Source organism: Arthrobacter globiformis (genome assembly GCF_030818015.1).
GTDB lineage: Bacteria > Actinomycetota > Actinomycetes > Actinomycetales > Micrococcaceae > Arthrobacter > Arthrobacter globiformis_C.
The window spans coordinates 1,656,232-1,681,666 of the sequence record NZ_JAUSZX010000001.1; the positions used below are offsets into that span (position 1 = coordinate 1,656,232).

Annotated in this window: 19 protein-coding genes and 1 pseudogene; 6 read left to right on the top strand and 14 right to left on the bottom strand. The window is 66.7% G+C overall.

The window, feature by feature from the left end; all coding sequences use genetic code 11:
• Nucleotides 1-2: 2 nt before the first annotated feature.
• The gene (nirB, locus tag QFZ23_RS07640; RefSeq protein WP_306921808.1) at nucleotides 3-2,633 is read right to left on the bottom strand and encodes a nitrite reductase large subunit NirB; all 2,631 of its coding nucleotides are present in this window, start codon (nucleotides 2,631-2,633) and stop codon (nucleotides 3-5) included.
• Between the two features lie 296 nt (nucleotides 2,634-2,929).
• Between nirB and nirD the strand changes: the two genes are divergently transcribed.
• Nucleotides 2,930-3,292, top strand: a complete 363-nt coding sequence (nirD, locus tag QFZ23_RS07645; protein ID WP_306921811.1) for a nitrite reductase small subunit NirD — start codon at nucleotides 2,930-2,932, stop codon at nucleotides 3,290-3,292.
• 26 nt (nucleotides 3,293-3,318) lie between these two features.
• Here nirD and QFZ23_RS07650 read toward each other — a convergent pair whose 3' ends face one another.
• Nucleotides 3,319-5,073, bottom strand: a complete 1,755-nt coding sequence (locus QFZ23_RS07650; RefSeq protein WP_306921813.1) for a phospho-sugar mutase — start codon at nucleotides 5,071-5,073, stop codon at nucleotides 3,319-3,321.
• 132 nt (nucleotides 5,074-5,205) lie between these two features.
• Between QFZ23_RS07650 and QFZ23_RS07655 the strand changes: the two genes are divergently transcribed.
• Nucleotides 5,206-5,700, top strand: a complete 495-nt coding sequence (locus QFZ23_RS07655; protein WP_306921815.1) for an RrF2 family transcriptional regulator — start codon at nucleotides 5,206-5,208, stop codon at nucleotides 5,698-5,700.
• On the opposite strand, the gene QFZ23_RS07660 is transcribed toward QFZ23_RS07655, so the two are convergent.
• The gene (locus tag QFZ23_RS07660; protein ID WP_306921818.1) at nucleotides 5,697-6,515 is read right to left on the bottom strand and encodes a purine-nucleoside phosphorylase; all 819 of its coding nucleotides are present in this window, start codon (nucleotides 6,513-6,515) and stop codon (nucleotides 5,697-5,699) included. The two genes, QFZ23_RS07655 and QFZ23_RS07660, sit on opposite strands and share 4 nt — an antisense overlap.
• A 117-nt stretch (nucleotides 6,516-6,632) precedes the next feature.
• On the opposite strand from QFZ23_RS07660, the gene QFZ23_RS07665 reads away from it, so the two are divergent.
• Both QFZ23_RS07665 and QFZ23_RS07670 read left to right on the top strand, forming a co-directional pair.
• Nucleotides 6,633-8,048, top strand: coding sequence for an NAD(P)H-quinone dehydrogenase (locus tag QFZ23_RS07665; RefSeq protein WP_306921820.1), 1,416 nt, complete (start codon nucleotides 6,633-6,635; stop codon nucleotides 8,046-8,048).
• A 182-nt stretch (nucleotides 8,049-8,230) separates the two neighbouring features.
• A complete protein-coding gene (locus QFZ23_RS07670) occupies nucleotides 8,231-8,605 on the top strand; it encodes a hypothetical protein (protein ID WP_306921822.1) in 375 nt (124 codons plus the stop codon).
• Between the two features lie 112 nt (nucleotides 8,606-8,717).
• Here the strand turns inward: QFZ23_RS07670 and QFZ23_RS07675 are convergent, their stop codons facing one another.
• The 5 genes from QFZ23_RS07675 to QFZ23_RS07695 form a co-directional block, all read right to left on the bottom strand.
• Nucleotides 8,718-9,425, bottom strand: a complete 708-nt coding sequence (locus QFZ23_RS07675) for a hypothetical protein (RefSeq protein WP_306921824.1) — start codon at nucleotides 9,423-9,425, stop codon at nucleotides 8,718-8,720.
• 222 nt (nucleotides 9,426-9,647) lie between these two features.
• The gene (locus QFZ23_RS07680) at nucleotides 9,648-9,968 is read right to left on the bottom strand and encodes a hypothetical protein (RefSeq protein ID WP_306921826.1); all 321 of its coding nucleotides are present in this window, start codon (nucleotides 9,966-9,968) and stop codon (nucleotides 9,648-9,650) included.
• Between the two features lie 114 nt (nucleotides 9,969-10,082).
• Nucleotides 10,083-11,645, bottom strand: coding sequence for an FAD-dependent oxidoreductase (locus QFZ23_RS07685; RefSeq protein ID WP_306921828.1), 1,563 nt, complete (start codon nucleotides 11,643-11,645; stop codon nucleotides 10,083-10,085).
• Entirely contained in the window at nucleotides 11,642-13,897 is a 2,256-nt protein-coding gene (locus QFZ23_RS07690; protein ID WP_306921830.1) for a molybdopterin oxidoreductase family protein, read from the bottom strand. The genes QFZ23_RS07685 and QFZ23_RS07690 overlap by 4 nt, the downstream gene beginning before the upstream one ends.
• Nucleotide 13,898: 1 nt before the next feature.
• The gene (locus QFZ23_RS07695) at nucleotides 13,899-15,323 is read right to left on the bottom strand and encodes an MFS transporter (protein WP_306921832.1); all 1,425 of its coding nucleotides are present in this window, start codon (nucleotides 15,321-15,323) and stop codon (nucleotides 13,899-13,901) included.
• A 280-nt stretch (nucleotides 15,324-15,603) separates the two neighbouring features.
• Between QFZ23_RS07695 and QFZ23_RS07700 the strand changes: the two genes are divergently transcribed.
• A complete protein-coding gene (locus QFZ23_RS07700; RefSeq protein WP_306921835.1) occupies nucleotides 15,604-17,013 on the top strand; it encodes an MFS transporter in 1,410 nt (469 codons plus the stop codon).
• A 97-nt stretch (nucleotides 17,014-17,110) separates the two neighbouring features.
• Here QFZ23_RS07700 and QFZ23_RS07705 read toward each other — a convergent pair whose 3' ends face one another.
• From QFZ23_RS07705 to QFZ23_RS07715, 3 genes and pseudogenes are all read right to left on the bottom strand, one after another.
• Nucleotides 17,111-18,922: an acetyl/propionyl/methylcrotonyl-CoA carboxylase subunit alpha gene (locus tag QFZ23_RS07705; protein WP_306921837.1), complete on the bottom strand. Its 1,812-nt coding sequence runs from the start codon at nucleotides 18,920-18,922 to the stop codon at nucleotides 17,111-17,113.
• Nucleotides 18,923-19,024: 102 nt separating this feature from the next.
• The gene (locus tag QFZ23_RS07710) at nucleotides 19,025-19,684 is read right to left on the bottom strand and encodes a Maf family protein (protein ID WP_306921839.1); all 660 of its coding nucleotides are present in this window, start codon (nucleotides 19,682-19,684) and stop codon (nucleotides 19,025-19,027) included.
• A 30-nt stretch (nucleotides 19,685-19,714) separates the two neighbouring features.
• Nucleotides 19,715-20,527 (bottom strand): annotated as a pseudogene (locus tag QFZ23_RS07715) (MMPL family transporter); the annotation flags it as partial.
• 178 nt (nucleotides 20,528-20,705) lie between these two features.
• Here QFZ23_RS07715 and QFZ23_RS07720 point away from each other — a divergent pair.
• Nucleotides 20,706-21,269, top strand: coding sequence for a hypothetical protein (locus QFZ23_RS07720; RefSeq protein WP_306921841.1), 564 nt, complete (start codon nucleotides 20,706-20,708; stop codon nucleotides 21,267-21,269).
• A 59-nt stretch (nucleotides 21,270-21,328) separates the two neighbouring features.
• Here QFZ23_RS07720 and QFZ23_RS07725 read toward each other — a convergent pair whose 3' ends face one another.
• The 3 genes from QFZ23_RS07725 to QFZ23_RS07735 all read right to left on the bottom strand — a co-directional run bounded on the left by QFZ23_RS07725 (nucleotide 21,329) and on the right by QFZ23_RS07735 (nucleotide 25,411).
• Nucleotides 21,329-22,033, bottom strand: coding sequence for an alpha/beta fold hydrolase (locus tag QFZ23_RS07725; RefSeq protein ID WP_306921844.1), 705 nt, complete (start codon nucleotides 22,031-22,033; stop codon nucleotides 21,329-21,331).
• Between the two features lie 117 nt (nucleotides 22,034-22,150).
• Nucleotides 22,151-23,554, bottom strand: a complete 1,404-nt coding sequence (locus QFZ23_RS07730) for a dicarboxylate/amino acid:cation symporter (protein ID WP_373427859.1) — start codon at nucleotides 23,552-23,554, stop codon at nucleotides 22,151-22,153.
• 156 nt (nucleotides 23,555-23,710) lie between these two features.
• Nucleotides 23,711-25,411, bottom strand: coding sequence for a DUF885 domain-containing protein (locus tag QFZ23_RS07735; protein ID WP_306921845.1), 1,701 nt, complete (start codon nucleotides 25,409-25,411; stop codon nucleotides 23,711-23,713).
• Nucleotides 25,412-25,435: the final 24 nt, after the last annotated feature.

Sequence of the window (25,435 nt, forward strand, 5' to 3'; positions counted from 1 at the left end):
GCCTATACCTCGTTCTCATCGCGGGGCCGCATGGGGATGGAAGCCCCGATCAGCACCTTGCCTTTTTCCTCTGCCGTTGCCGGACGCATCTGGCCGCGCTCGTCCGGGACGAAAGTGATGGAATCGTCCTTCTGGTCGGGGGCGTTGACGAAGGAGCGGAACCGGCGCAGGCGCTCGGGGTCCTTCAGGGTGTCTGCCCACTCGTCGACGTAGGTGTCCACGTGCTTGGCCATGGCTGCCTCGAGGTCCTCGGCGATGCCCAGGGTGTCGTGCACCACGACGTCCTCGACGTGCTTGATGCCGCCGTCGAGCTCCTCCTGCCAGCGCGCGGTGCGCTGCAGACGGTCGGCGGTGCGGATGTAGTACATGAAGTAACGGTCGATGTACTTGATCAGCGTCTCGTCATCCAGGTCCTTGGCCAGCAGCTGGGCGTGGGCCGGGGTGGCACCGCCGTTGCCGCCGACGTACAGGTTCCAGCCGTCCGCGGTGGCGATCACGCCGACGTCCTTGCCGCGGGCCTCGGCGCACTCGCGGGCGCAGCCGGAAACGCCCATCTTGAGCTTGTGCGGGCTGCGGAGGCCCCGGTAGCGGAGCTCGAGCTGGATGGCCATGGCCACCGAGTCCTGGACACCGAAGCGGCACCACGTGGAGCCGACGCAGGACTTCACCGTGCGCAGGCTCTTGCCGTAGGCCTGGCCGGATTCGAAGCCGGCGTCCACCAGCTCCTTCCAGATCTCCGGAAGCTGCTCCAGCCGGGCACCGAACATATCGATGCGCTGGCCGCCGGTGATCTTGGTGTACAGGTTGTACTTCTCGGCGACGGCGGCAATGACGCCCAGCTTCTTCGGGGTGATCTCACCGCCGGCGATGCGGGGGACCACCGAGTAGGTGCCGTCCTTCTGCATGTTGGCCAGCGCGCGGTCGTTGGTGTCCTGCAGGGTGCCGCGGCCGGCGTCCAGGACGTAGTTGCTGTTCTGGCTGGCGAGGATGTTGGCGATGGTCGGCTTGCAGATGTCGCAGCCTGCGCCGGTGCCGTACTTGGCCATGATCTCCTCGAAGGAGGTCAGTTCCAGGACGCGGATGGCGTCGAAGAGTTCCTGGCGGGACAGTTCGATGTGCTCGCAGAGGGCCTTGGAAACCTCGACGCCGGACTTGGTCAGTTCGGTTTCCAGCAGCTTCTTCAGCATCGGCACGCAGGAACCGCACTGGGTTCCGGCGCGGGTGCAGCCCTTGAGTTCGCCGAGTTCCTGTACGGGGGCGTTGCCGTCGCAGGCGCCGCAGCCGTTGATGGCGTCGCGGATGGTTCCGGCGGTGACGTTGTTGCAGGAGCAGAGGGTGGCGTCGTCCGGCAGCTCGGTCTCGGGGGCTTCCCCGCCACCGGCGGCGGTCAGGTAGGCGCCCGGTTCTGCCGGGAGCTCGCGGCCCAGGAGAGGACGGAGGCTGGTGTAGGGGGCTGCGTCGCCGACGAAGATGCCGCCGAGGAGGGTCTTGGCGTCGTCGGTGGTGACGATCTTCTGGTAAACGCCGCGGGCCGGGTCCGCGTAGACGATTTCGAGGGCGTGCTCCGTCCGGGCGAATGCGTCGCCGAAGCTGGCCACGTCCACGCCGGAAAGCTTGAGCTTGGTGGCGGTATCGAAACCGGGGAACGTGGCCTCGCCACCGTGCAGGCGGTCGGCCACGATTTCGGCCATGGTGTTGGCAGGGGCCACCAGGCCCAGGCACATGCCTTCGAAGTTTGCTACCTCACCGATGGCCCAGATGCCGGGCACCTGGGTGGCGCAGTAATCGTTGATCACGACTCCGCCGCGGGGGCCCAGATCAAACAGGGACTCCTCGCCTTCGGCGGCGCGGAAAAGCTCGTCGCGGGGCTTGACGCCGATGGCCACGATGACGATATCGGCAGGGATGATGCGGCCGTCTGCCATCAGCACACCGGTGACCTGGCCGTCGTCGTCCGCCTGGATTTCGGACGGGAACACACCGCCGTGGACTTCGAAGCCCTTCGCCTCGATGAGTCGGCCCAGGGCCTGTCCGGCGCCTTCGTCGAGCTGGGTGTTCATGAGCCAGGGGGCGCCGTTGATGACGACGGGCGTGGCGCCGAGCTGTTCGGTGCCGGCCGCGGATTCGAGGCCCAGGAGCCCGCCACCGATGGTGACGGCGTTGACCTTGCGGCCGAGCTTTTCAGTCAGCTCGACGATGGACTTGTTGATGGCCCAGACGTCCTCGAGGGTGCGGTAGACGTGCACGCGCTCGGCGCCGGGCAGCGGGAGCCGGGCGGCGTCGGAACCGGTGGCAACCACCAGTTCGTCGTATTCATAGGTGTTGCCGGCTGCGGTTTCAACTGACTTGCCCGCGGTGTTGATCTTCACCACGCGCTCGCCGGTCCGCAGGGTGAGCGACTCGTGTTCCCACATGGAAGCCGCACCTAGCGTCAGGTCAACGGTGCTGTCCGTGAGGGCCTTGCTGAGGGCAACGCGGTCATAGGGCAAGTGGGCTTCTTCGGTCAGAACAGTTACGTGCCAGCCTTCGAGGCCCCGGGCATGCATGGCGTCCGCAAAACGGTGGGCTGCAGGGCCGCCGCCGGCGACCACAATGCGGCGCGGAGTCGATGAGGTTGAAGTCTGTTCGGTCACTGTGGGCCTTTCGCTGGGCCGCAGACGGTGCTCTGCAGCTTGTCCATCCAGACTAGGGAGGCGCAGTTTCGCTTCAGTTTCCCAATTGTTTCGTGAACTTAACTTCTGCATCACGGGCTTGTTTCGGGCCATGTGAGGTGTCTTTTACGTTCTTGACACATTGACTGCACCCCGTCGAAACACCGCCGCCCTAGTTTTGGTATACGGCCGCAGCGGCGGCTACAGCAGGCGCAATTACACGTCTCGCAGGACCGGCCCGCCGCCGGAAAGCACGCAAAAAGGGAGAGGAGCCGGACATGACGGCAACACTGGAACTTGAGGATCTCGCCACCGGATATGCAGGTTGGCACCGCGTCTGCGCCGTGGAGGACCTGGAACTGGCCTGGGGCGAAGCGGCACTCGTGGCCGGCCAGCAGGTGGCCCTGTTCCGCACGGCGCCAGGTGAGGTTTTCGCCGTAGCTCAGGAGGATCCGGCCACCGGCGCCTTCGTCATGGCACGCGGCATCCTCGGATCACGCGGCACGCGCCCCACCATCGCCTCGCCGCTGCACAAGGAGGTCTACGACCTCGAGACGGGCGAGTGCTTCGGCAACGCGGACCTGCGCCTGGCCACGTTCGCCACGCGCATCGTCGATGGCGTCATCGAGGTTGAGCTCTAAGGCTTCTTACAGAGCCACCGGGCCGGTTACAGGCCCAGGGCCTCGCGCACGTCAGTGAGCACCTGGTCCAGCGCGGCCCTGGCAGCCAGCCGGGCTTCGGGCAGTTCGGCTGCAGACCCGACGCTCTTGATGACCTCCAGGTAGCACTTGAGTTTCGGCTCCGTGCCGCTTGGCCGGATGATCACCCGGCTGAGGTCGCGGGTCACATAGAGCAGCCCGTCGGTCGGGGGCAGTTGTTCGCTGCCTTCGGCCAGATCCACGAATGACTCCACGGCTGAACCGCCAAATGATTCGGGCTGGTTCACGCGCAGCCGGTTCATCATGGCATCCAGCAGGCCGAGGTCACCCACGCGGATGTTCAGCTGGTCACTCGCGTGGAGCCCGTGGACCAGGTACAGCTCATCCAGGGTGTCGAAGATCGTCTTGCCCTCGGACTTGGCTGCGGCCGCCAGCTCCGCGATCAGCACCGCGGCGGACAGTCCGTCCTTGTCGCGGACCAGATCCGGTGCAACGCAGTAGCCCAGGGCCTCCTCATAGCCGTAGACGAGGCGCGGCACGCGGGAAATCCACTTGAATCCTGTAAGCGTCTCCTCGTGCGCGTACCCGGCTGCCGCGGCGATGCGTGAAAGCAGCCGGGACGAAACAATCGAATTGGCGAATACTCCGCCGCCCGCGTCCCCTTCGGAGTCGTCCACCCCCGCGGCGGCCAGCCGCGCCACGACATGCGCTCCCAGGAGGGCGCCCACCTCATCGCCTCGCAGCATCCGCCACGCACCCGTGTCCGGGTCCTTCGCGGCCACCGCGGCACGGTCCGCGTCCGGGTCGTTGGCCAGGACGATGTCCGCGTCCGCCTGCATCGCCGCGCCAAGCGCCAGATCCAGCGCGCCCGGTTCCTCGGGGTTGGGAAAACTCACGGTGGGGAAGTCCGGGTCTGGCTCGGCCTGCTCGCTGACCAGCGTCACGTCGGTGAACCCGGCTGCCCGGAGGACGGCGACAGCCGTGGTGCCGCCGACGCCGTGCAACGGTGTCAGGACGATTTTCAGGTTCCGGGCCGGGAACAGCCCGCGGTTGGCAAGCCCCGCCGTGGCGGCCTCGTAGTCCTGAACGATCCCGGCGTCCAGGACCGTCCATCCGTCCTGGGCCAGTGGGATCGAGGCAAGGTCGCCCACGTTGCTGATTTCGGTGGCGATCACGGCGTCGTACGGCGCCACGATTTGCGCGCCCCGGCCGTTTTCCTCCACGGCATGACGGCCGAGGTACACCTTGTAGCCGTTGTCCTGCGGAGGGTTGTGGCTGGCAGTGACCATCACACCGCCGTCGCATTCCAGCGCCCGGACCGCATACGCCAGCAGCGGCGTTGGCAGGGCAGCCGGCATCAGGAACGTCTCGATTCCGGCCGCGGTGAGCACCGCCGCCGTCTCCGCGGCGAAGATGTCTGAGTTGTAGCGGGCGTCATAGCCGACGACGGCGCGCGGCCGTGTGCCGGGCGCAGCCTCCGCCACCGTCCGGACCAGGAAATTGGCGAAGCCCGCCGCTGCGCGGCGGACCACGACGCGGTTCATCCGGTTGGGCCCCGGTCCCAGGGCAGCGCGCAGGCCCGCCGTTCCGAACTGCAGTGTTCCCCGGAAGCTGTCTTCGAGGTCCTGCCGGGCCGCGGGCGTGCCGGCCTCGGTGAGCTTCACGAGTTCGGTCAGCGTTGCCGCGGTGAGCGGGTCCGGATCCTGGGCAGCCCAGGCACGGGCGTCGTTGAGCAGCTGCAGATCGGCTTCGGAAGGCGTCATGGAAACCAAACTATCGTCAAAACCCGGCGGAGCGGTGCCGGACAGCGCAGCGGACCTGTCATAACTCCACCCGTTCGTGGCCGCCGGAATGCTGCTTGACAGCAAAAATTCTGGACACGTAACGTCTGGGTTGTGAAGTTGAACCAGGGGGTGGAGTGGGCTCTCCACTGCTGCGTCAACATGGCATGGGCGCCCGCGGGAGAACCGATCAGCAGCGGCCGGCTGGCCGAGCTGTATAAGCTGCCGCCGGCATACCTGAACAAGCAGCTTCAATGCCTGGTGCGGGCGGGCGTCCTGCAGTCCGTGTCCGGCCCCAAGGGAGGGTTCCAGCTGGCGCGCCGTGCTGACCGGATCTCGGTGCTGGACGTGGTGCTGGCCATCGAAGGCCGGGACCTGGCGTTCCGCTGCGACGGCATCCTGGCGAATTGCCCCGGCGGTGACGCGGACGAGGACTACCTTCGGAGCTGCATCATTTCGCAGTCCATGCGCCATGCGGAGCTGGCCTGGCGCACCGAACTCGCGCGGCAGACCGTGGCAGGCATTGCGCAGTCCCTCGAACGGCGTTTTCCCCAGGCGCGTGCCGACTCGCTCGCCCAACTCCTCGCCACAAACAACGGGCGGGACTAGAGCCGGCCGATGATTTCCGCCAGGAGCTTGGAAATGCGCGGCCCGGCAGCGTGTCCGGCTTCGAGCACTTCCTCATGGCTTAGCGGGGTCGGGCTGATGCCGGCCGCGAGGTTGGTGACCAGCGAGATGCCAAAGACCTCCATGCCGGCGTGCCGGGCGGCGATGGCCTCCAGCGCAGTCGACATGCCCACCAGGTCGGCACCGATCCGCTTGGCGTACTGCACCTCGGCGGGCGTCTCGTAGTGCGGGCCGGTGAACTGGGCGTAGACACCTTCGTTCAGGGACGGGTCGACGTCCCGGGCCAGGTCCCGGAGCCGCGATGAGTACAGGTCAGTCAGGTCCACGAAGGTTGCGCCTTCGAGCGGGGACGTCGCGGTGAGGTTAATGTGATCTTTGATGAGCACGGGGGTGCCGGGCGCCCAGTCTTCGTTGAGTCCGCCGCAGCCGTTGGTGATCACCAGGGTCCGGCAGCCGGCGGCGGCCGCGGTGCGCACGCCGTGGGCAACGGCGCGCACGCCCTTGCCCTCGTAGTAGTGGGTGCGGGCGCCGAGGACCAGTGCGCGCTTGCCTTCCCGGGTCAGCACGGAACGAATCGTGCCCACGTGTCCCTCCACAGCAGGAGCCGAAAAGCCGGGGACCTCCGAGGCTGCCAGCGTCGCGGTGGTCTCGCCGATGAGGTCGGCGGCCTCGGCCCAGCCTGAGCCCAGGACCAGGGCGGTGTCGTGGGCTTCGACGCCGGTCTCCGACGCGATGTAGTCCGCGGCCGTCCGCGCTGCTTCGAAGGGATCCGGGTCCAGGGAATCTGTTGTGCTCACCCGGTCCAAGCTACCGTGCCGGAGCCGGTGCGGGCAGCAGAAACGCGCCCCTTGGGGCTGCTCGACCCGTCCAGGACGGTTGGTGGTCCGGCGCAGGATGCAGGAGAATGGTCGTTTGTGACTATGCATCCTGATTTCAGCGCCCCCCGAATCGCAATTCTCGGCGGAGGTCCGGGTGGCTATGAAGCCGCCATGGTGGCCGCCTCGCTGGGAGCCCAAGTCACCATCATCGAGCGCTCCGGCCTCGGCGGCTCCGCGGTACTGACCGACGTCGTGCCGTCCAAGACGCTGATCGCGACGGCGGACCTGATGACCCGCGTGAGCGGTGCCGGCGAGCTGGGAGTCAAGTTCGACGTCGACGGCGGGGATTTCGTTCCGGTCATGCGCGCCGATCTCAAGCACATCAACGACCGCCTGCTCGGCCTCGCCCGCCAGCAGTCCGTCGACATCCAGACCGGCCTGGAGCACCAGAACGTCCGCATCCTGAACGGCTCCGGCAAGCTGGTGGACAACCACACCATCGAGGTCCTGACCGCCGACGGAACCGAAACCGTCGAGGCTGACGCCATCCTGCTGGCCGTCGGGGCACACCCGCGGGAACTGCCCACGGCACGGCCGGACGGCGAACGGATCCTGAACTGGGCACAGATCTACAACCTGGACGAGTTGCCGGAGGAACTGATCGTGGTGGGCTCCGGCGTGACCGGCGCCGAGTTCGCCTCCGCCTACAACGGCCTGGGCTCGAAGGTCACCCTCATTTCCAGCCGCGACCGCGTGCTTCCGGGTTCCGACACGGACGCTGCCGAGGTGCTGGAAGAGGTTTTCGAACGCCGCGGCGTGAAGGTGCTGTCCCGTTCGCGTGCCGAGACGGTGGAACGGACCGACGACGGCGTGGTGGTCACCCTCGGTGACGGCTCCAAGGTCACCGGCAGCCACTGCCTCGTGTGTGTGGGCTCCATCCCAAACACCGCCGGCATCGGCCTGGAGGAAGCCGGCGTGGCGCTGACCGAAAGCGGCCACATCAAGGTGGACGGCGTGTCCCGCACCACTGCCCCGAACATCTACGCTGCCGGCGACTGCACCGGCGTCCTGGCGCTCGCCTCGGTCGCCGCCATGCAGGGACGGATCGCCATTGCGCACTTCCTCGGCGACCAGGTGACCCCCATCAAGCTGCACCAGGTGGCGTCCAACATTTTTACGTCGCCCGAGATCGCGTCCGTGGGTGTCTCCGAGGCCGAGATCGAGTCCGGCAAGTACCAGGGTGACATCATCAAGCTCTCCCTGAAGAGCAACGCGCGCGCCAAGATGCGCAACGTCAAGGACGGCTTCGTCAAGATCTTCGCCCGCAAGGGATCTGGCACTGTGATCGGCGGCGTGGTGGTGGGCGCCAATGCGTCGGAGTTGATCTTCGCCATCTCCATCGCGGTGAAGCAGAAACTGCACGTCGACGACGTCGCCAGCACCTTCACGGTGTACCCGTCGCTGAGCGGCTCCATCTCCGAAGCGGCACGACGCCTTCACGTACACATGTAAGTGGTCGCCGCCCAACCTGTGAATGACAGCAGTCTCCTAGTCGCCACCGGCAGAGCTGAGTAAAATTCAGACTGTCGATCCCCGGGATTGGCGGCACCGGGCTCCGACAGACCGATCACCAGCGGTCAGCTATGCGGAGATTTTCTTCCGAACGGTCGGACCGCGGAAGCCAGGAGCGTGCCATGATCACAGTTCAAAAAGCCGCAATAAACACCGCCCTCGTAGCGGCCCTCGTGGGCGGTGGTGCCTACCTTGCCATGGGCTACCCCGTCATTGCCTCGTCCACAAACACGGGAAGCCAGTCCAGCACGGACTCCGCCAAAGGTGGCCACCAGGCCAACGGGATCACCGAGCAGCTGCTGACGGGGAGCACCGCCACACGGGTGAGGAACGCGGTGCTGGCGGCCAACCCCGGCGCGACGGTTCACCGGGTTGAGACCGACGCCGAGGGTGCGGTCTACGAAGCCCACATCACCAAGGCTGACGGCTCGCGGGCGACAGTAAAGCTGGACGGTTCCTTCAACATCACAGCCACGGAAGCCGGACGCGGACGGTAAGTATCCGGCGGCTTGTGGCGCAGGCAATTGCGGCGGAAAAGTTCAGCACAGAGAGCCCGATGGCATGCCATCGGGCTCTCTGCATGTGCTGAATTCTCGTTGTGCCGGCGGCTCAGGAGCAGGCGTAAGGGGGAACCGCGTCGCCGGGAGCGAAGGGTTCGAACCAGTGCCGGATATCCAGGTTTCCAAGGTTCTGTTCGACGGCGGTGTCCGCTTCGCCGGCGCCGTCCGCGTACAGGGTTTCAGAGTCGGCGTCCTCCAGCAGGACTTCCTCAACGATGGCCCGCCATTCCTCGGGGAGGTCCAGTTCGTAGATGTCCTCGGTGATCCGGGCCTGATCGAGCAGGCAATGGACGGCGAGCCCGCCGGCGAGGCAGCCCGGAGCTGTCCAGCCGCGGGCAAGCGATGCGGTGACGTCCGATGCCACCACAATGAACCGCTGCGTGAACTTGGCGTCATAGCTGGGAGCGAACTGCGGGGGCAGCGACGACAGCACCGAGGTTCCGGCGATGACCTCGGGTGTGACGGTGTCCAGTCCCTGCAGCGAGCCAAGGTCGCGGAACAGTTGGTCGATGAGGATGCTGGACGAGTTCCACAGCAGGCCAGCCAGCAAGCGGGTCTGGTGTACTGACCGCTCCCGCTCGTCCGGGCTGGCGGTGGCCATCTCGGCTAGGTCCTCGGGGTCGAACTGGAGCCGCTGTTCGGCGGTCATGTCATCGGGGTGGGGGTCCAGACCAAGGAGTTCAAGGCTCAGCCCGGTGAGCTTTTCGGCGTCGGCCAGCAGCTCTTCGGTGATGTCGTCGTCTTCGTCGGCATTCATGCTCCCGATGCTACCGGCCGGCCGCGGCATGCCCGATTTGTGTGACGCGGCACCTGAAAGCCAACTGATTGCCAGACGAAGTTACGCAGGATCCAGCGAGTTGCCTGCTGGCCAGACTTGCCGAGGCGTGGGGCGATTTATCCGCCTGTCACATTCGGCAGGCCCGGCCAGCAGAGCGTGGGATTGCTGGTCAGCCGGTGATGGTCAGATGGTACGTTGCATTTATAGAGAATGAGAAAAGCGATCCGGTATATGCGCCCATGAATTTGAGCGTTTGCTCTCCTGGAGTAGCCCTCGGATGAGAGCGTAGTAACCGTTATCCGCGCGCGGATCATAAACCCCCGCCGGAGTGCCAAAGATATTGTGCTTGGGAAGGGCGACCGCAAAAATAGGGCTTTCCTCGTACCGAATGACGTCCGGGCCGATAGTCTTACCGTCGAAAGTAACCGTCAAATTACTCGTACCCTTCTTGACGTCCAAGCTGGCGAGTATTTTTCGAACGTCACCAGGTGTGCGGTGATCCGCCTTGGCTTCAACGTCCACGATATTAATGAGGGGAAAGAAGAGGTCGGACCCGGCGGGAAGCGTGCATGTACGCGAAACGTCGCCACCACTTCGGCCGCCTCGGAGGCGGAATGGACGAAGGGCAGTCAGCCTTCAGGCGGCAGCTCCCTGAAAGTGCCGCTCGATCAGCCCCTTGATGTCGTCGTGGCAGCCGCCGCAGCCGGTACCGGCACGGGTTGCCGCGGAAACCTCGGCCACCGTGGAGCAGCCGCCCTCGACCGCATCGGCGATCTTGCCTCCGCTCACGCCGGCGCAGCGGCACACCGTGCTCTCGGGGTCGTTGGAGGCACCCGCCGACGCCAGTTGGTCGGGTCCGTCGAGGCGCAGGAGGAGGGACCTGTCCGCGGGCAGTTCGGCGCCGCGCTCGAAGAGCTGCACCAGCTCTCCCGCGGTGCGCGGCATGCCCACACTGACCAGGCCCTCCAGCACTCCACCGCGGGTGGTCATCTTGACGTAGCGTCCGTGCTCGGGGTCGGCCCACTGGGCGATCTGCAGGCGCGGCCTGCCGTTGACGGCGCCGGCCGTCAGGACTTCCTCATCCCAGGGTTCTGCGGAGTTGTCCCCGGCCACCGCCATGTTCAAGCCGCGGGCCTTCAGCACGATCACGCCCGGCTTTTCCTGGGGGAGCGGGGGCAGTGAGTCGGCGTCCTCCACGGCACCCTCGGACAGTAGCAGGAGGTATTCTGCGAGCCATTCGGCCTGCCGCCAGCCCGGACCCACCAGGCCGGACGGTCCCCGCGCGGTGCGGCACTCGATGCAGGCCGGATCCGGGCAGCGGACCTCGGCACAGTCACCGATGGCAAAGATGTGCGGCTCGTGGTGTGCGCGCAGCCGGTGGTCCACCAGAATTCCTGTTCCGGTGGAGAGCCCGCAGCCCTCGGCGAGCTCAATGCGCGGCCGGACGCCGCAGGACAGGACCAGCAGGTCGCCGTCGATCGCCGATCCGTCGTCGAGCAGCAAAGCCGAGAACCCGCCGCCAGGCGCGTTGTGCTCAATGCCCGTAGAGCGGGCGTTGCCGGCCATCCTGACGCCGCAGTTGCGCAGGCTCGCGGCCAGGACGGCGCCGCCGCCGCGGTCGATGTTGCGGCCCAGCGGGTGGGGGCCGTTGTGCACCACCGTGACCGTGGCGCCTTCCTCCGCGGCCGCGAGGGCCGTCTCGAGCCCCAGCACGCCGCCGCCCAGGACCACCACACGCTTGCGGCCTTCCACTGCCTTGCGCAGTACCTCGGCGTCGCGGAGGTCGCGGAGTGCCGTGACACCCGGCGGGAGGACGGGAGCTGCAGGGTCCGGATTAAGCCCTGTGAGGTTGGGGATCACGGGCCGTGAACCGGTGGCGAAGACCAGCCGGTCGTAGCGGGCCGAGGTGCCGTCGGAGAGGTTGACGGTCTGCCGTGCGCGGTCCACGCGCCTGACCTTCACGCCCAGCCGGACGTCCACGCCGTCGGCCACCAGGGCTGCGGCGTCGGCCAGGGCCAGTGCCTGTGGAGTGGTGCGGCCAACCCCGAGGTCGGCTACTAGCACGCGGTTATACGCGGCCTCCGTTTCCTGGCCGATGACCGTCAACCCCACCTGCCCGGCCCGCAAGGCCGGCAGCAGTTCGTCGACCAGCCGGGCTGCCACCGGACCGAATCCGACAATTACAATCTGCTCGCTCATGAGGCCTCCGATGTCTGAAGAACACTGGTGATTCGGGCGTCCGCTGCCAGCCGGACCCACACTTTGTTGAACTTGAATTCGGGCATTCCCGAAATGGGATCCGTGGCCGCTTCCGTCAGCCGGTTTGCACTTTCCAGTTCGGGGAAGTGGAACGGCAGGAAGACAGTCTCGGGGCGGATGGCGGTGCTGAGCTCGGCCCGGCAGACCACTTCGCCGCGCTCATTCGCCACCGAAACCTCGGCGCCCTCCGTGATGCCCATGGCCGCGGCAGCAGCCGGGTGGATCTGCATCCTGGCCTCGGGCTGGGAGGCCAGGAGCTCCGCCACCCGCCGGGTCTGCGCGCCCGACTGGTAGTGCTCCAGCAGGCGGCCGGTAATGAGGGTCATGGGTTTGGCGGCCGGGTCAGGATTCGCCATTGGATTACGACGCCGTCGGGGCGCCACCGGTGTCATGACCGCCTTGCCGTCCGGATGGGCAAACGCATCCAGGAACATGCGCGGGGTTCCGGTGCTGCCGGCGGGATAGGGCCAGTACGCGGCCGCGCCGCTGTCCAGCATGGCGTAATCGATGCCGGAGTAGTCGGCTGCTCCGCCGGCGGAGGCCAGGCGCAGCTCCTCGAAGACCGTCTCAGGATCGTCGCTGTACGTGGACGGCGCGTCCAGGGCCTCGGCCAGCCGGGCCATGATCCACAGCTCGCTGCGGGCACCGGCGGGCGGCTGGATCGCCTGGCGTCGGCGGAGGACGCGGCCTTCGAGGTTGGTCAGCGTGCCTTCCTCCTCGGCCCACTGCAGCACCGGCAGGACGAGGTCGGCCTCGGCTGCGGTCTCGGACATGAAGAAGTCGCAGACCACCAGGAAATCCAGGCTGCGGAGCCCGCGGATGACGGCGTTGGCGTCCGGCGAGGCGACCGCGATGTTGGAGGCATGCACCAGAAGGCAGCGGACGCCGTCGGGCTGTCCCAGTGATTTGAGCAGCTGCACGGCCGGCAGGCCGGGGCCCGGAATGAGCGACTCAGGGACGTTCCAGACCTTCGCCATGTGTGCCCGGGCGGCGGGATCGGTGATCTTGCGGTAGCCGGGCAGCTGGTCGGCTTTCTGGCCGTGCTCGCGGCCACCCTGGCCGTTGCCCTGGCCGGTGAGTGTGCCGTAGCCGCTGCGGGTGCTGCCGGGCAGGCCCAGCAGGAGGCTGAGGTTGATGGCTGCCGTGGCGGTGTCGGTGCCGTCCACATGCTGCTCCACGCCGCGTCCGGTCAGGATGTAGCTGCCGCCCCGGCGGGCGCCGCTGGCCAGCCGCCGGGCCGTCTCGCGGATGAGTTCGGCGGGAACGCCGGTGATGGACTGGACGCGCTCAGGCCAGTAGGCGTTGACGGACCGGACCACGGCGTCGAAGCCGGTGGTGCGGGCCTGGATGTAGTCGGCGTCGAGCAGGCCTTCATGGATCACCACGTGGGAGAGACCCAGCAGGAGCGAGAGGTCGGTGCCCGGAAGGGGCTGCAGGTGGATGCCGCCGCCGTCGGAGGTGAACGCGGCGGTGGCGGAACGCCTCGGGTCCACCACGATGAGGCCGCCCGCGTCGCGGACGCCCTGCAGGTGCTGGACGAACGGTGGCATGGTCTCGGCGACGTTGGAGCCGAGCATCAGGATGGTGCTGGCCGTGTCCAGCGCCTCAAGCGGGAAGGGGAGCCCCCGGTCCAGGCCAAAGGCGCGCATACCCGCGGCGGCTGCCGACGACATGCAGAACCGGCCGTTGTAGTCGATCCGGGAGGTGCCCAGCGCGAGGCGGGCGAACTTGCCCAGCTGGTACGCCTTTTCGTTGGTGAGGCCGCCGCCGCCGAAGACGCCGACGGAGTCCGCACCGTACTTGGCGCGGGCGTCCTTGACAGCGGCGGTGACGCGGCCCAGGGCCTCGTCCCAGGAGATGGGGCGGAAGACGCCGTCGGGACCCTTGAACATGGGCTCGGTGACGCGTCCGGGGTGCTGGAGGAGCGACGCCGACGTCCACCCCTTGCGGCAGAGGCCGCCGCGGTTGGTGGGGAAGTCGCGGCCGCTGACCTCGAGGGCGGGCGCGGTCAGGGCTGCCCCGTCCTGTCCGGCCTGTGCTACTCCGGTTTGGGCGGGAGCAGCCGGCACGGGGTCTGACCCCGGCTGGACAGCCGGGGTCAGACCCGTTGCGGCCTTAGCCGCTGGGGACTTGAGCGTCATGGCGCACTGCAAAGCGCAGTAAGGGCAGTGCGTGTCGGCGCTTTTGGTCATGTTAGACGTGTCCCATCGCGTTTCGATTGGCGTTGCGGATGTAGCAGAACCAGCAGACGGTGAGCATCAAGGCGTACGCTCCGACGAAGCCGTAGAAGGCCGGGGTGTAGGAGCCGCTCGCGGTGTTGGAGGCGTTGAGCACCTGCGGGATGACGAACCCGCCGTAGGCTCCGATGGCGGAGATCAGGCCGAGCGCGGAGGAGGCGAGGCGCTGCGTCTGCACCGAGCTGGCCCCGGAACGGGCCGCGCGGCTGGAGGTGGCAAAGATCACCGGGATCATGCGGTAGGTGGCGCCGTTTCCGAAGCCGCTGGCCGTGAACAGCATCAGGAACAGGACCAGGAAGAGCCAGAAGTTCTTCAGCGGCAGGGTCCAGATCATCGTCAGCGTGATGACGGCCATGGAGGCGAAGGCTGTCACGGTCATCCGGGCTCCGCCCATGCGGTCAGCCATCCGACCGCCGTAGGGGCGGGCCAGCGAGCCGACCAGCGGACCGAGGAAGGCCAGCGAGAGTGCCACTGCGCCGACGGAGATGGAGGAGAAGGCCGGGAAGTAGTCCTTGATGAGCTTGGGGAAAACGCCGGCGAAGCCGATGAAGGAGCCGAACGTTCCGATGTAAAGCAGGGCCATGACCCACAGGTGGGGTTCCTTGATGGCTGCGAGGGACCCGGCCACGTCGCCCTTGGCGCTCGTGAGGTTGTTCATGTACTTGTAGGCGCCGAAGGCTGCCAGGAGGATCAGCGGCACCCACATGAGGCCGGCTACGGGCAGGTTGACCGTGCCGGCGGCCAGCAGCGTGATGGCGATCGGGACAGCAAGCTGCGCCACGGCTGCGCCGAGGTTGCCTCCGGCGGCGTTCAGGCCCAGTGCCCAGCCCTTTTCACGGGCGGGGTAGAAGAAGGTGATGTTGGCCATCGAGCTGGCGAAGTTGCCGCCGCCAAAGCCAGCCAGCGCAGCCACCAGCAGCATGACGCCGAACGGTGTTTCCGGATTGGAGACGCACAGGGCCAGCCCGGTCGAGGGGATCAGCAGGAGCAGGGCGGAGACGATGGTCCAGTTCCTGCCGCCGAAGCGCGGAACCATGAACGTGTAGGGAATCCGGAGCGTGGCGCCTACGAGGCTCGGCATGGAGATCAGCCAGAAGATTTCGGAGGTGCTGAACGTAAATCCTGCGGCGGGAAGCTGGACCACCACGATGGACCAGAGCTGCCAGACGACGAAGCCAAGGAATTCGGCGAAGATGGACCAGTTGAGGTTGCGGCGCGCGATGGAACGGCCCTGGGATTCCCACTGGTGCTTGTTCTCGGCGTCCCAGTTGGCGATCCAGCGGCCGGGACGCACTTCCAGGGCGGGTGCGTCGGTGGTGGTGGCGGCGGCAAGATCGAGGGAATTGTGGGTTCCGGCGTCTGCGGTGCGGTCAGCAGTCACGGTATACCTCCTTGGGGAATGTTGTCCTTCCAAGGTAGGGAAGCCGCGTTTCGCAGACGGTCGCAGTTTGTTAACGTGCTGTGACATTTGCCTATCAGGCCGCTTTGGACAGCGTTAGGCTTGGCGGACGACCTCATGCTGAGACAAATCCGAAAGTCCGTATAACGGACCGCTTGTCCGTTGAGTGGACGGCGGGAACTAAGATTGAACTCTGTTTTATCCCTATGTTTGGACGGGCTTCCACGCGAGGTCCGCCAGTTCTCATGAAAGCGTCCCCCACATGTCATCCACTGCCACCTCGCAGTCCGGCTCCGCCAAGACGGTGAACTCGCGCGGCCGCGTGATTGTCGCTAGCCTCATCGGCACCACCGTCGAGTTCTACGACTTTTACGTGTACGCCACCGCCGCGGTGCTCGTCTTCCCGAAGCTGTTCTTCCCGGGCCAGAACGAAACCACCCAGTTGCTGAGCTCCTTCGCAGTCTTCGGCGTCGCGTTCATCGCCCGCCCGCTCGGGTCCGTGGTCTTTGGCCATTTCGGCGACAAGTTTGGCCGCAAGGGAACCCTGGTGGCTTCCCTGCTGACCATGGGTATTGCCACGTTCCTCATCGGCTGCCTTCCCACGGCCACAGTGCCCGGCTGGGAGTTCTGGGCTCCGGCGCTGCTGGTGATTATGCGCTTTGCGCAGGGCCTGGCCCTTGGCGGCGAATGGAGCGGGGCGGCGCTGCTGGCCACTGAAAATGCCCCCGCCAACAAGCGCGCGGTCTATGGCACGTTCCCGCAGTTGGGCGCGCCGATCGGCTTCATCATTGCCAACGTGATCTTCCTGGTCTTCAGCTACACCCTGACCCCGGCGGCCTTCGAAGCCTGGGGCTGGCGCGTGCCCTTCCTGGTGAGCGCCGTCATGGTCATCATCGGCCTCTACGTCCGGCTCAAGCTGATCGAAACACCGGCCTTCACTAAGGTCCTTGAATCCAACGAGGTGGCCAAGCTGCCCATCGGACGCGTCTTCAAGACCAGCTGGCGTCCGCTCATCCTGGGTACGTTCATCATGCTGGCCACGTATGTGCTGTTCTACCTCATGACCACCTTCACGCTGACCTATGGCACCCGCCCGGCCACGTTGGAAGCCGCGAAGGCGGCGGCAGAAAAGACCGGTAAGCCCATGACAGAGGCCGCCGCAGCTGCCTTTGTTCCGGGCCTGGGCTATACGCGCAACGACTTCCTCTGGATGCTGATCGCTGGCGTGGTGTTCTTCGGAATCTTTACGCTGGTTTCGGGTCCGCTGGCCGAAAAGTACGGCCGCCGCAAGATGCTGATCGGCGTGACCGCGGGCATCTTTGTCTTCGGCCTCCTGTTCGTACCGCTGTTCAGCGGCGGCTTTATCGGCACCATGGCGCTGCTGGTCCTGGGCTTCACCCTGATGGGCCTCACCTTCGGCCCCATGGGCGCGCTGCTGCCGGAGCTGTTCCCGACCAACGTCCGGTACACCGGGTCGGCTGTGAGCTACAACGTCTCCAGTATCCTGGGTGCCGCAGTTGCACCGTTCATCGCCGTGTGGCTGTGGGAATCGGCGAAAGGCAGCCCGGTCCTGGTGGGCGTTTATCTGAGCGTCATGTCAGTGCTGACGCTCGTCGCCCTGTGGATCAGCAGGGAGACCAAGGACACGGACTACGAGAACAACGTGGCCTGATTTCCAGGTTTAGATGGGAAACGAAAATGCCCGGTGTGGATCACACCGGGCATTTTCATGCGCTGTCTAGTCGTGGGTCGCCCTAGGCTCCGGCGCCTTAGTCTTCGATCGTTGCGATGACGGCGCCCGCCGCCACCGTCTGGCCAGCCGCGGCGGACAGGCCGGTGATGGTGCCGGCACGGTGTGCTGTGAGCGGCTGTTCCATCTTCATCGCCTCAAGTACGACGACGAGATCACCTTCGGCGACGACGTCGCCGTCGGCCACGGCCACCTTAACAATTGTTCCCTGCATGGGGGAGGCCAGCGCGTTCCCGCCCGCGGCGGCGGTGGCGCCGCCGGTGCGGCTGCGCTTCTTGGACTTGGCCGGCTTAGCGCCGGCTGCTGCGGCTCCGCCGAAGCCGAGGCTGGCGGGCAGTGCCACCTCCAGGCGCTTGCCGCCCACTTCCACCACCACGGTGCGGCGCTCAGTGGCGTCCTCACCCTCCGGTGCGGCGCCGTTGGGCGTCCATGCGGGAAGGTCGTTGACGAACTCGGTTTCGATCCAGCGCGTGTGGACGCTGAACGGACCCTCGGCCGGCGCGAACGCCGGGTTGCTGACCACGGCCAGGTCGAAGGGAATGACGGTGGGAATGCCTTCCACCACCATCTCCTCGAGGGCGCGGCGGGCACGCTGCAGGGCCTGGGGCCGGTTCGCTCCGGTGACGATCAGCTTGGAGAGCATCGAGTCGAAGTTGCCGCTGATGACGTCGCCTTCTTCGATGCCGGAGTCAATGCGGATACCGGGGCCGGTGGGGTTCTTCAGGGTGCTCACGGTGCCGGGCGCGGGCATGAAGTTGCGGCCCGGATCCTCGCCGGTGATGCGGAACTCGAAGGAGTGCCCGCGGACCTCGGGGTCGCCGTAGCCCAGCTCTTCGCCGCAGGCCAGGCGGAACTGCTCGCGGACCAGGTCGATGCCGGTGACTTCCTCGGAGACGCAGTGCTCCACCTGCAGGCGGGTGTTGACCTCGAGGAAGGATATGGTGCCGTCCTGGCCGACGAGGAACTCGCAGGTTCCGGCGCCGAGGTAGCCGGCTTCCTTCAGGATGGCCTTGGATGATTCGTAGAGGCGCCGGTTCTGCTCCTCCGTCAGGAAGGGGGCCGGGGCCTCCTCCACGAGCTTCTGGTTGCGGCGCTGGAGTGAGCAGTCGCGGGTGGAGACGACCACGACGTTGCCGTGCGCGTCGGCGAGGCACTGGGTTTCGACATGGCGCGGGGAGTCGAGGAACCGCTCGATGAAGCACTCGCCACGGCCGAAGGCTGCGGTGGCCTCGCGGACGGCGGAATCGAAGAGCTCGGGGATTTCCTCGCGGGTGCGGGCCACCTTGATGCCGCGGCCCCCGCCGCCGAAGGCGGCCTTGATGGCCACGGGCAGGCCGAACTTGTCCGCGAACTCGAGGATTTCTTCCGCGGACTCAACGGGGTCGGCGGTGCCGGGCACCTGCGGGGCGCCCACCTTCTCGGCGATGTGGCGGGCCCGGACCTTGTCGCCGAGTGCGGAGATGGCTTCCGGCGACGGGCCGATCCAGGTGATGCCGGCGTCGATGACTTTGGCTGCGAACTGGGCGTTCTCGGCCAGGAAGCCATAGCCGGGGTGGATGGCGTCGGCGCCGGACTGGCGGGCCACGTCGAGCAGCTTGTCCATCACGAGGTAGGACTCGGCTGCCGTGTTGCCGCCCAGGGCATATGCTTCGTCGGCGAGCCGGACGTGGAGGGCGTCCCGGTCAGGGTCCGCGTAAACGGCGACGGAGGCGATGCCCTCGTCCCGGGCTGCGCGGATGATGCGGACGGCGATCTCACCGCGGTTCGCGATCAGAACCTTGGTGAGTTTTGAATGCACTGGACCTGCGGACTGCTCCGGCTTTACTGACAAGACGTCTCCTTCTTTCCTTCAGGGAGCCTAGCCTGATTTTGAGGATTCCGCTGATATTGCTGGCGGAATCCGCGTGTAAGAGGCCCGGTCTTTGTAGGGAAGCTACAACTCCCCGGGAATTGCTGAGTCGGGCAGGTCCTGCCAGAACTCGGTGATGCTCACGTGCGCCTGGGCCAGCAGGGAGCGCAGGGTGGATACCGACAGGCCGACGACGGCGTGCGGGTCGCCGTCGACTTTCCGGATGAAAGCGCCGCCCAGGCCGTCGATCGTGAAGGAGCCGGCGCAGTGGAGCGGCTCGCCGGTGGCGATGTAGGCGTCGATCTCCGCGAGTTGCATCTCCATGAAGTGCACCTCGGCGGAGGCGACGCTGCCCAGCGTGGCGCCGGAGCCCCCGTCGTCGTCCGTGTCGCGGCAGTCCACCAGCCAGTGGCCGGTGTGCAGGACCCCGCTGTTGCCGCTCATCCGCAGCATCCGCTGCCGGGCCACGTCCACTGTGTACGGCTTGCCGTGCGACTCGCCGTCGAACTCAAAAACCGAATCGCAGCCGAGCACCAGGGCCCCCTCGGCCTCCGGCAGCGACGCGACGGCCTCGGCCTTGGCGCGGGCCAGGAGCAAGGCGGTGTCGTGCGGATCGGTAACGCCGTAGCGTTCCTGCACGGCGTCCTCGTCGACGTCGGACACGAGGACCTCGTGTTCGATGCCGGCCTCAGTCAGGAGCTTGGTGCGGGCGGGGGACTGGGAGGCAAGGATGAGGCGGGTCACGGCTCCAGCTTAATTCATCCCGGCAATTGCTCACCTAGCGGCGACCTCCAAGGGCTCCGCATCCGGCTCGGCGTCGGGCGCGGCCGCCGTTGCGTGCTCGGGCGTGCGGAGTTTCGCCCCTTCGACGTCAACATCCGGCAGGATGCGGTCCAGCCAGCGCGGCAGCCACCACGCCTTCTCGCCGAGGAGGTACGTGACCGCCGGAACGATCGTCATGCGCACCACGAAGGCGTCGACCAGTACGCCGAATGCCATCGCAAAGCCGAGCGGCCGGAACATGTTCAGGTGCGAGAAGATGAAGCCCGCGAAGACGCTGACCATGATGATGGCGGCAGCGGTGACTACCGCGGAAGCGTGGCTGAAGCCTGAGCGGACGGCGTCCTTGGCGGACTCGCCGCGCATGAAGGACTCACGCATGCCCGAGGCGATGAACATCTGGTAGTCCATGGCCAGCCCGAACAGCACGCCGATCAGGATGATCGGCAGGAAGCTCAGCACGGCGCCGGGGTTGTCGACGCCGAACACCGCACCCAGCCAGCCCCACTGGTAGACCGCCACCACGGCGCCGAATGCGGCCGCAAGCGAAAGCAGGAAGCCTCCGGTCGCCAGCAGCGGCACCACGATCGAGCGGAACACCAGCAGCAGCAGGATCAGCGAGAGCCCCACCACGATGGCCAGGTACGACGGCAAGGCCTCGCCCAGCTTGGTGGAAACGTCAATGTTGCCTGCCGTCTGGCCGGTCAGGCCGATGCTGACTCCGGTGGAGTCCTCGATTTCGGCGCGCTCGGCGCGGATGCCGGAGACCGCGTTGACGGTGCCTGCGCTTGCCGGCCCTTCCTTCGGGGTTTGCAAGTTTGCACTCTGCGCAACTGTGCTTGGAATGCTTCACAGCTTGCACGGCAAAATTCACAGCGTCTTCACAGCCGGACAAGAGACGTTCTTGAGGAGGAGGGTGCATCCTGTTGTCGTGGCCGGCACGGCGGCAATGATGCCTCAAGGCCGGCGAATCGAGGAGCGGACCATGGAGCGTTCAAAGAAGGTGGCTCTCGGACTGGGCGCGACTGCCTTGGCACTTGGCACCGGATTCGGTGTCAGCGGAATGGCAGCCACAACAACAGCCACTCCGGCGCTTACCCCCACATCAAGCAGTACATCCAGCGGTCCCGCTGACGGGCTGCGTTTCGACGGCGGCCGGCACGGAGATGGACGTGGCCGCGGTCACGGGGTGGTCAAAGCGGACGCCGCGGTGCTCGCGGCCAAGCTGGGCGTGGATCAGGCCAAGCTCGAGGACGCCCTGCGGGCATTCCGCCAGGCCAACCGTCCGAGCGGCCCCCGCACCGATGGCACCAAACCGGACAGGGCAGCCAAGGAGGGTGCGCTGGCAGCATCGCTGGCCAAATCCCTGCGCATCGATGAAGCCAAGGTCAAGGCCGCACTCGAGGAACTTCGCACCCAGGCGCAGGCGGGCCGTGCGGCTGCCCTGAAGAGCCGGCTCGATCAGGCGGTGAAGGACGGCACGCTCACCCAGTCCGAAGCCGACGCCGTGACGAAGGCCGTGGAAAAGGGCGTGATCGGCGGCCACTAGGCCCGGTCAGCGGGCCCGGAACCCGGCGTGGTCTGGTCCATGCCGGAGGGGCTGGTCTGTCAGCTTGTCCGGTCGACGGCGGAGAGGATTGCCGCTCCGAGTTCCGCGGGCTTGGTGAACTGGGGCCAGTGCCCGGTGGGAAGATCCACGAGCTCCACATCGCGGATGCGGGCGAGCTCTTCAACGTAGGGGTGCCCGGCGTCCATCCACTCCGTCAGCAATGAGGACGGGAACTCGCAGGCAATCACCGTGGCAGGGACGTCGTAGCGGCGCACATCGTGCAGGTGCTGCTTGTCGCAGGCCACGGCCTTTGGTTGCGGGATGGCCCGTGCGCGGAATGCTTCCCGCAGCCCGTCGTCGAGGTCGGTGAGGTCGGCGTCGTCGAACACGTCCCATGAGGGCAAGGGGATCTCGTCACCGTCAGCTGGCAGTTCATCATTGATGACCCCGCCTTCCCCGAGTGGTCCGCTGTCCACGTACACGGCCCGGATTACGCGGTCCGGGCGCTCGTCCACGGCGCCGTGGATGATGGCCCCGCCGCCGGAGTGGCCGACGAGGACCAGCGGGCCCTCAATGCCGTCAATCGCTTCCACGACCGCGTTGATGTGGTCGCGGAGCCCGATGCCGGTCCGCTTGGCGTCCTTCCCTTCGAGCCCCGGAAGGGTCAGCGCATGGATCTGGTGTCCGGCCTCCACAAGCGGGGGAGTGACACCGGACCAGGAGGAACCATCGAGCCAGAAACCGGGAACCAGAATGATGTCCATGCCGGTACCCTACCCTTGCTGCCCGCCGCCCGGGGCCCATTTGGGCGGCCGGACTTAAAATGCGTGTGCCCCGGGGCCAGTTCAGGAACTCCCGGGGCACACGCATTCAAGGGGCGATCAGGCCTTCGACTCGGCCAGTTCACGCTCGGCGGCGGCGGGCGCCTCTTCCTCGCGGAAGGCCTCCCCGGTGCGGGGTGCGTTGTAGAGGGTTTCGTCGAGGATTCCCTGGCGCTTGGCCACAATGGCGGGCACGAGTGCCTGGCCGGCGACGTTGACCGCCGTGCGGCCCATGTCCAGGATGGGGTCGATGGCCAGCAGGAGTCCGACGCCGGCCAGCGGCAGTCCCAGCGTGGACAGGGTCAGCGTCAGCATGACGACGGCGCCGGTGGTTCCCGCCGTCGCAGCGGACCCGAGGACGGAAACCAGGGCGATGAGCACGTACTGGCTGAAGTCGAGCTGGATCCCGAAGAACTGGGCTACGAAGATGGCCGCTACAGCCGGGTAGATTGCCGCGCAGCCGTCCATTTTGGTGGTGGCGCCCAGCGGAACGGCGAAGGAGGCGTAGCCCCGGGGAACGCCGAGGTTGCGCTCAGTGACGCGCTGGGTCAGCGGCAGTGTGCCGATGGAGGAGCGGGAAACGAAGGCCAGCTGGATGGCCGGCCACGCGCCGGAGAAGTACTGCTTGACCGACAGGCCGTGGGAGCGGACCAGGACCGGGTAGACGCCGAACAGCACCAGGGCGAGGCCGAGGTAGATGGCAACCGTGAACTTGCCCAGTGAGCCGATGGTGTCCCAGCCGTAGACGGCCACCGCGTTGCCGATCAGGCCCACGGTGCCCAGCGGTGCGATGCGGATGATCCACCACAGCACCTTCTGGATGACGGCCAGCGCAGAGGCGTTGAGGGCCAGGAACGGCTCGGCCTGCTTGCCCACCTTGAGGGCGGCAACGCCGACGGCGATGGCGATGACCAGGATCTGCAGGACGTTGAAGCTGACGGACGTGGTTACGGCGCCGGAGCCGGTGACGGTGGAGCTGGCGCCAAGGCCCAGGAAGTTCTTGGGGAACAGGCCTATGAGGAACGCCCACCAGTCGCCCTGCTTGCCGTCGTACTCCGCGTCGCCGGAGATTCCGGTGTTTGCGCCCGGCTGCAGGAGCACGCCCAGGCCGATGCCGATCAGCACGGCGACCAGCGACGTGATGGCAAACCACAGCAGCGTGTTCCAGGCCAGCCGCGCCGCGTTGGAGACCTCACGCAGGTTGGAGATGGAGCTCACCACGGCGGTGAAGATCAGCGGCACGACGGCGGTCTGCAGCAGTGACACGTAGCTGGAGCCGATGGTCTGCAGCGTAGCGCCCAGCCCGTTGGGGTTGGTCTTTGTGCTGCCGGTGTACTTGGCCAGCAGGCCAAGCCCCAGCCCGACGATCAGGGCCGCGATGATCTGGAAGCCGAAGGAACCTGCCCACCGGGGCAGTTGGAAGCCGGGGCGCCCGGCCGTGGATGAAGTGGTTTGATTGCTCACCAGAACAAGCTAGGCCGCCTAAAATACAGCTTCCAGCGGACATTGAGAAATATTACGCGTGTGGATGAGTGGTTGATGGTCCCGATGCCCGGTAATCGGCGCGAGGCCGGTGTTTTATTAAGTTATTCCCGCGGCGCGTGTGGCAAACATCTCGCCTCAGCGGCGGTCAGGCGAGTCGAGCATGGCGCGCTTCAGGGTGTCGAGGCCCACGGAGCCGATGTTTAGTGCCTTGGTGTGGAAGGCCTTGAGGTCGAAATCCGGCCGGGCTTCGAGTTCCTCGCGGATCTGTTCCCACAGCCGCTGTCCCACCTTGTAGGACGGGGCCTGGCCCGGCCAGCCGAGGTAGCGTGCGAACTCGAACTGAAGGTTGCCCTCGCTGATGTCCAGGTTGGCCTTGAGGAAATCGAAGCCCTTCTCCGGTGTCCACGTGCCCGTTCCCCAGCGTGCGGGCACGTCAAGCTCCAGGTGCACCCCGATATCGAACACCACACGGGCAGCCCGCATCCGCTGCATGTCCAGCATGCCCATGTGGTCGCCCGGATCCTTAAGGTAGCCGAGTTCCTCCATGAGCTTTTCGGCGTACAGGGCCCAGCCCTCGCCGTGTCCCGACGTCCAGCAGACGTTGCGCCGCCAGCTGTTGAGCAGCTCGCGGCGGTAGACGGCGGTGGCCACCTGCAGGTGGTGGCCGGGAACGCCCTCATGGAACACCGTGGTGGTTTCGGCCCAGGTGGTGAAGGAGTCCTCGCCTGCGGGAACGGACCACCACATCCGACCGGGCCGGCTGAAGTCGTCCGTCGGCCCCGTGTAATAGATGCCGCCCTCGTCAGTGGGCGCGATCCGGCATTCAAGCGTCTTCATGACGTCGGGAATCTCGAAGTGGACGCCGGCAAGATCGGATATGGCGCGGTCGGACAGCTCCTGCATCCATGCGGTCAGGGCATCTGTTCCCCTGATCCGGCGGGCGGGGTCGCTGTTGAGGATCTCCTTGGCCTCCGCGATGGAGGCGCCCGGCTTGATTTGCCCAGCTACCTGTTCCTGGGCGGCAATGATCCGCTCGAGTTCCTCAACGCCCCACGCGTAGGTTTCTTCGAGGTCGACGGCGGCGCCAAGGAACACCCGCGAGGCGAGGGCGTAGCGCTCCCGGCCCACGGCGTCCTTCTCCGGCGCCACGGGCAGCAACTCCTCCTGCAGGAACGCGGCCAGCCCGGCGTACGCCCCCCGGGCAGCGGCGGCACCGGCGTCGAGCTTTTCCTGCAGTTCCGCCGGCAGCGGGCCGTCCGCGGTTTTGGCTTCGGCCGCGAGCTTGGCGAAGAAGCCGTCCTCGGCGGCGTATTTGGTGGTCTGTTCGATCACGATCGACACCTGGCGCCGGGCCGAGACCTTGCCGCGCTCCTTGGCCGTCCGCAGGGACTCGATGTAGCCGCTGATGGCCGCCGGCACGCTGTGCGTGCGGCCCGCGATGTTCGCCCAGTGCTCCTCGGTGTCCGTGGGCATGAGGTCGAAGATCGACCGGATGTTCTGCGCCGGGGAATCGATGTTGTTCAGCTCGGCGAGATTCCAGCCCGAGTCGTGGATCTCCAGCTGGAGGCCGAGGCGTTCGCGCAGGGCATCGAGGGTGACGGCGTCGACGTCGTCGACGGGTTCCAGCCCCTCGAGGGCCTCCAGGGTCTTTCTTTCTGCGGTGGCGAACCTGCCGAGTCCGGCAGGGGAAAAGTCCTGGAACTCGGTGTCATGCCCCGGGATGCCGAGCGTGGTGGCCAGGCTCGGGTCCAGGACAACGAGTGCGTCGGTGTGGGCGTCGGCGACGGCGTCAATGGCGGTCCGGGGGCGCGCTGGGGCTGCAGATTCAGTAGTCACCCCACGAGACTAACCGCGGGATTC

Bases quoted from the DNA above. Each gene is read 5' to 3' on its own strand.
- nirD (WP_306921811.1), top strand. From the start codon at position 2,930: ATGACGGCAACACTGGAACTTGAGGATCTCGCCACCGGATATGCAGGT.
- QFZ23_RS07650 (WP_306921813.1), bottom strand. From the start codon at position 5,073: ATGACGCCTTCCGAAGCCGATCTGCAGCTGCTCAACGACGCCCGTGCC.
- QFZ23_RS07670 (WP_306921822.1), top strand. From the start codon at position 8,231: ATGATCACAGTTCAAAAAGCCGCAATAAACACCGCCCTCGTAGCGGCC.
- QFZ23_RS07675 (WP_306921824.1), bottom strand. From the start codon at position 9,425: ATGAATGCCGACGAAGACGACGACATCACCGAAGAGCTGCTGGCCGAC.
- QFZ23_RS07685 (WP_306921828.1), bottom strand. From the start codon at position 11,645: ATGAGCGAGCAGATTGTAATTGTCGGATTCGGTCCGGTGGCAGCCCGG.
- QFZ23_RS07690 (WP_306921830.1), bottom strand. From the start codon at position 13,897: ATGACCAAAAGCGCCGACACGCACTGCCCTTACTGCGCTTTGCAGTGC.
- QFZ23_RS07700 (WP_306921835.1), top strand. From the start codon at position 15,604: ATGTCATCCACTGCCACCTCGCAGTCCGGCTCCGCCAAGACGGTGAAC.
- QFZ23_RS07720 (WP_306921841.1), top strand. From the start codon at position 20,706: ATGGAGCGTTCAAAGAAGGTGGCTCTCGGACTGGGCGCGACTGCCTTG.
- QFZ23_RS07725 (WP_306921844.1), bottom strand. From the start codon at position 22,033: ATGGACATCATTCTGGTTCCCGGTTTCTGGCTCGATGGTTCCTCCTGG.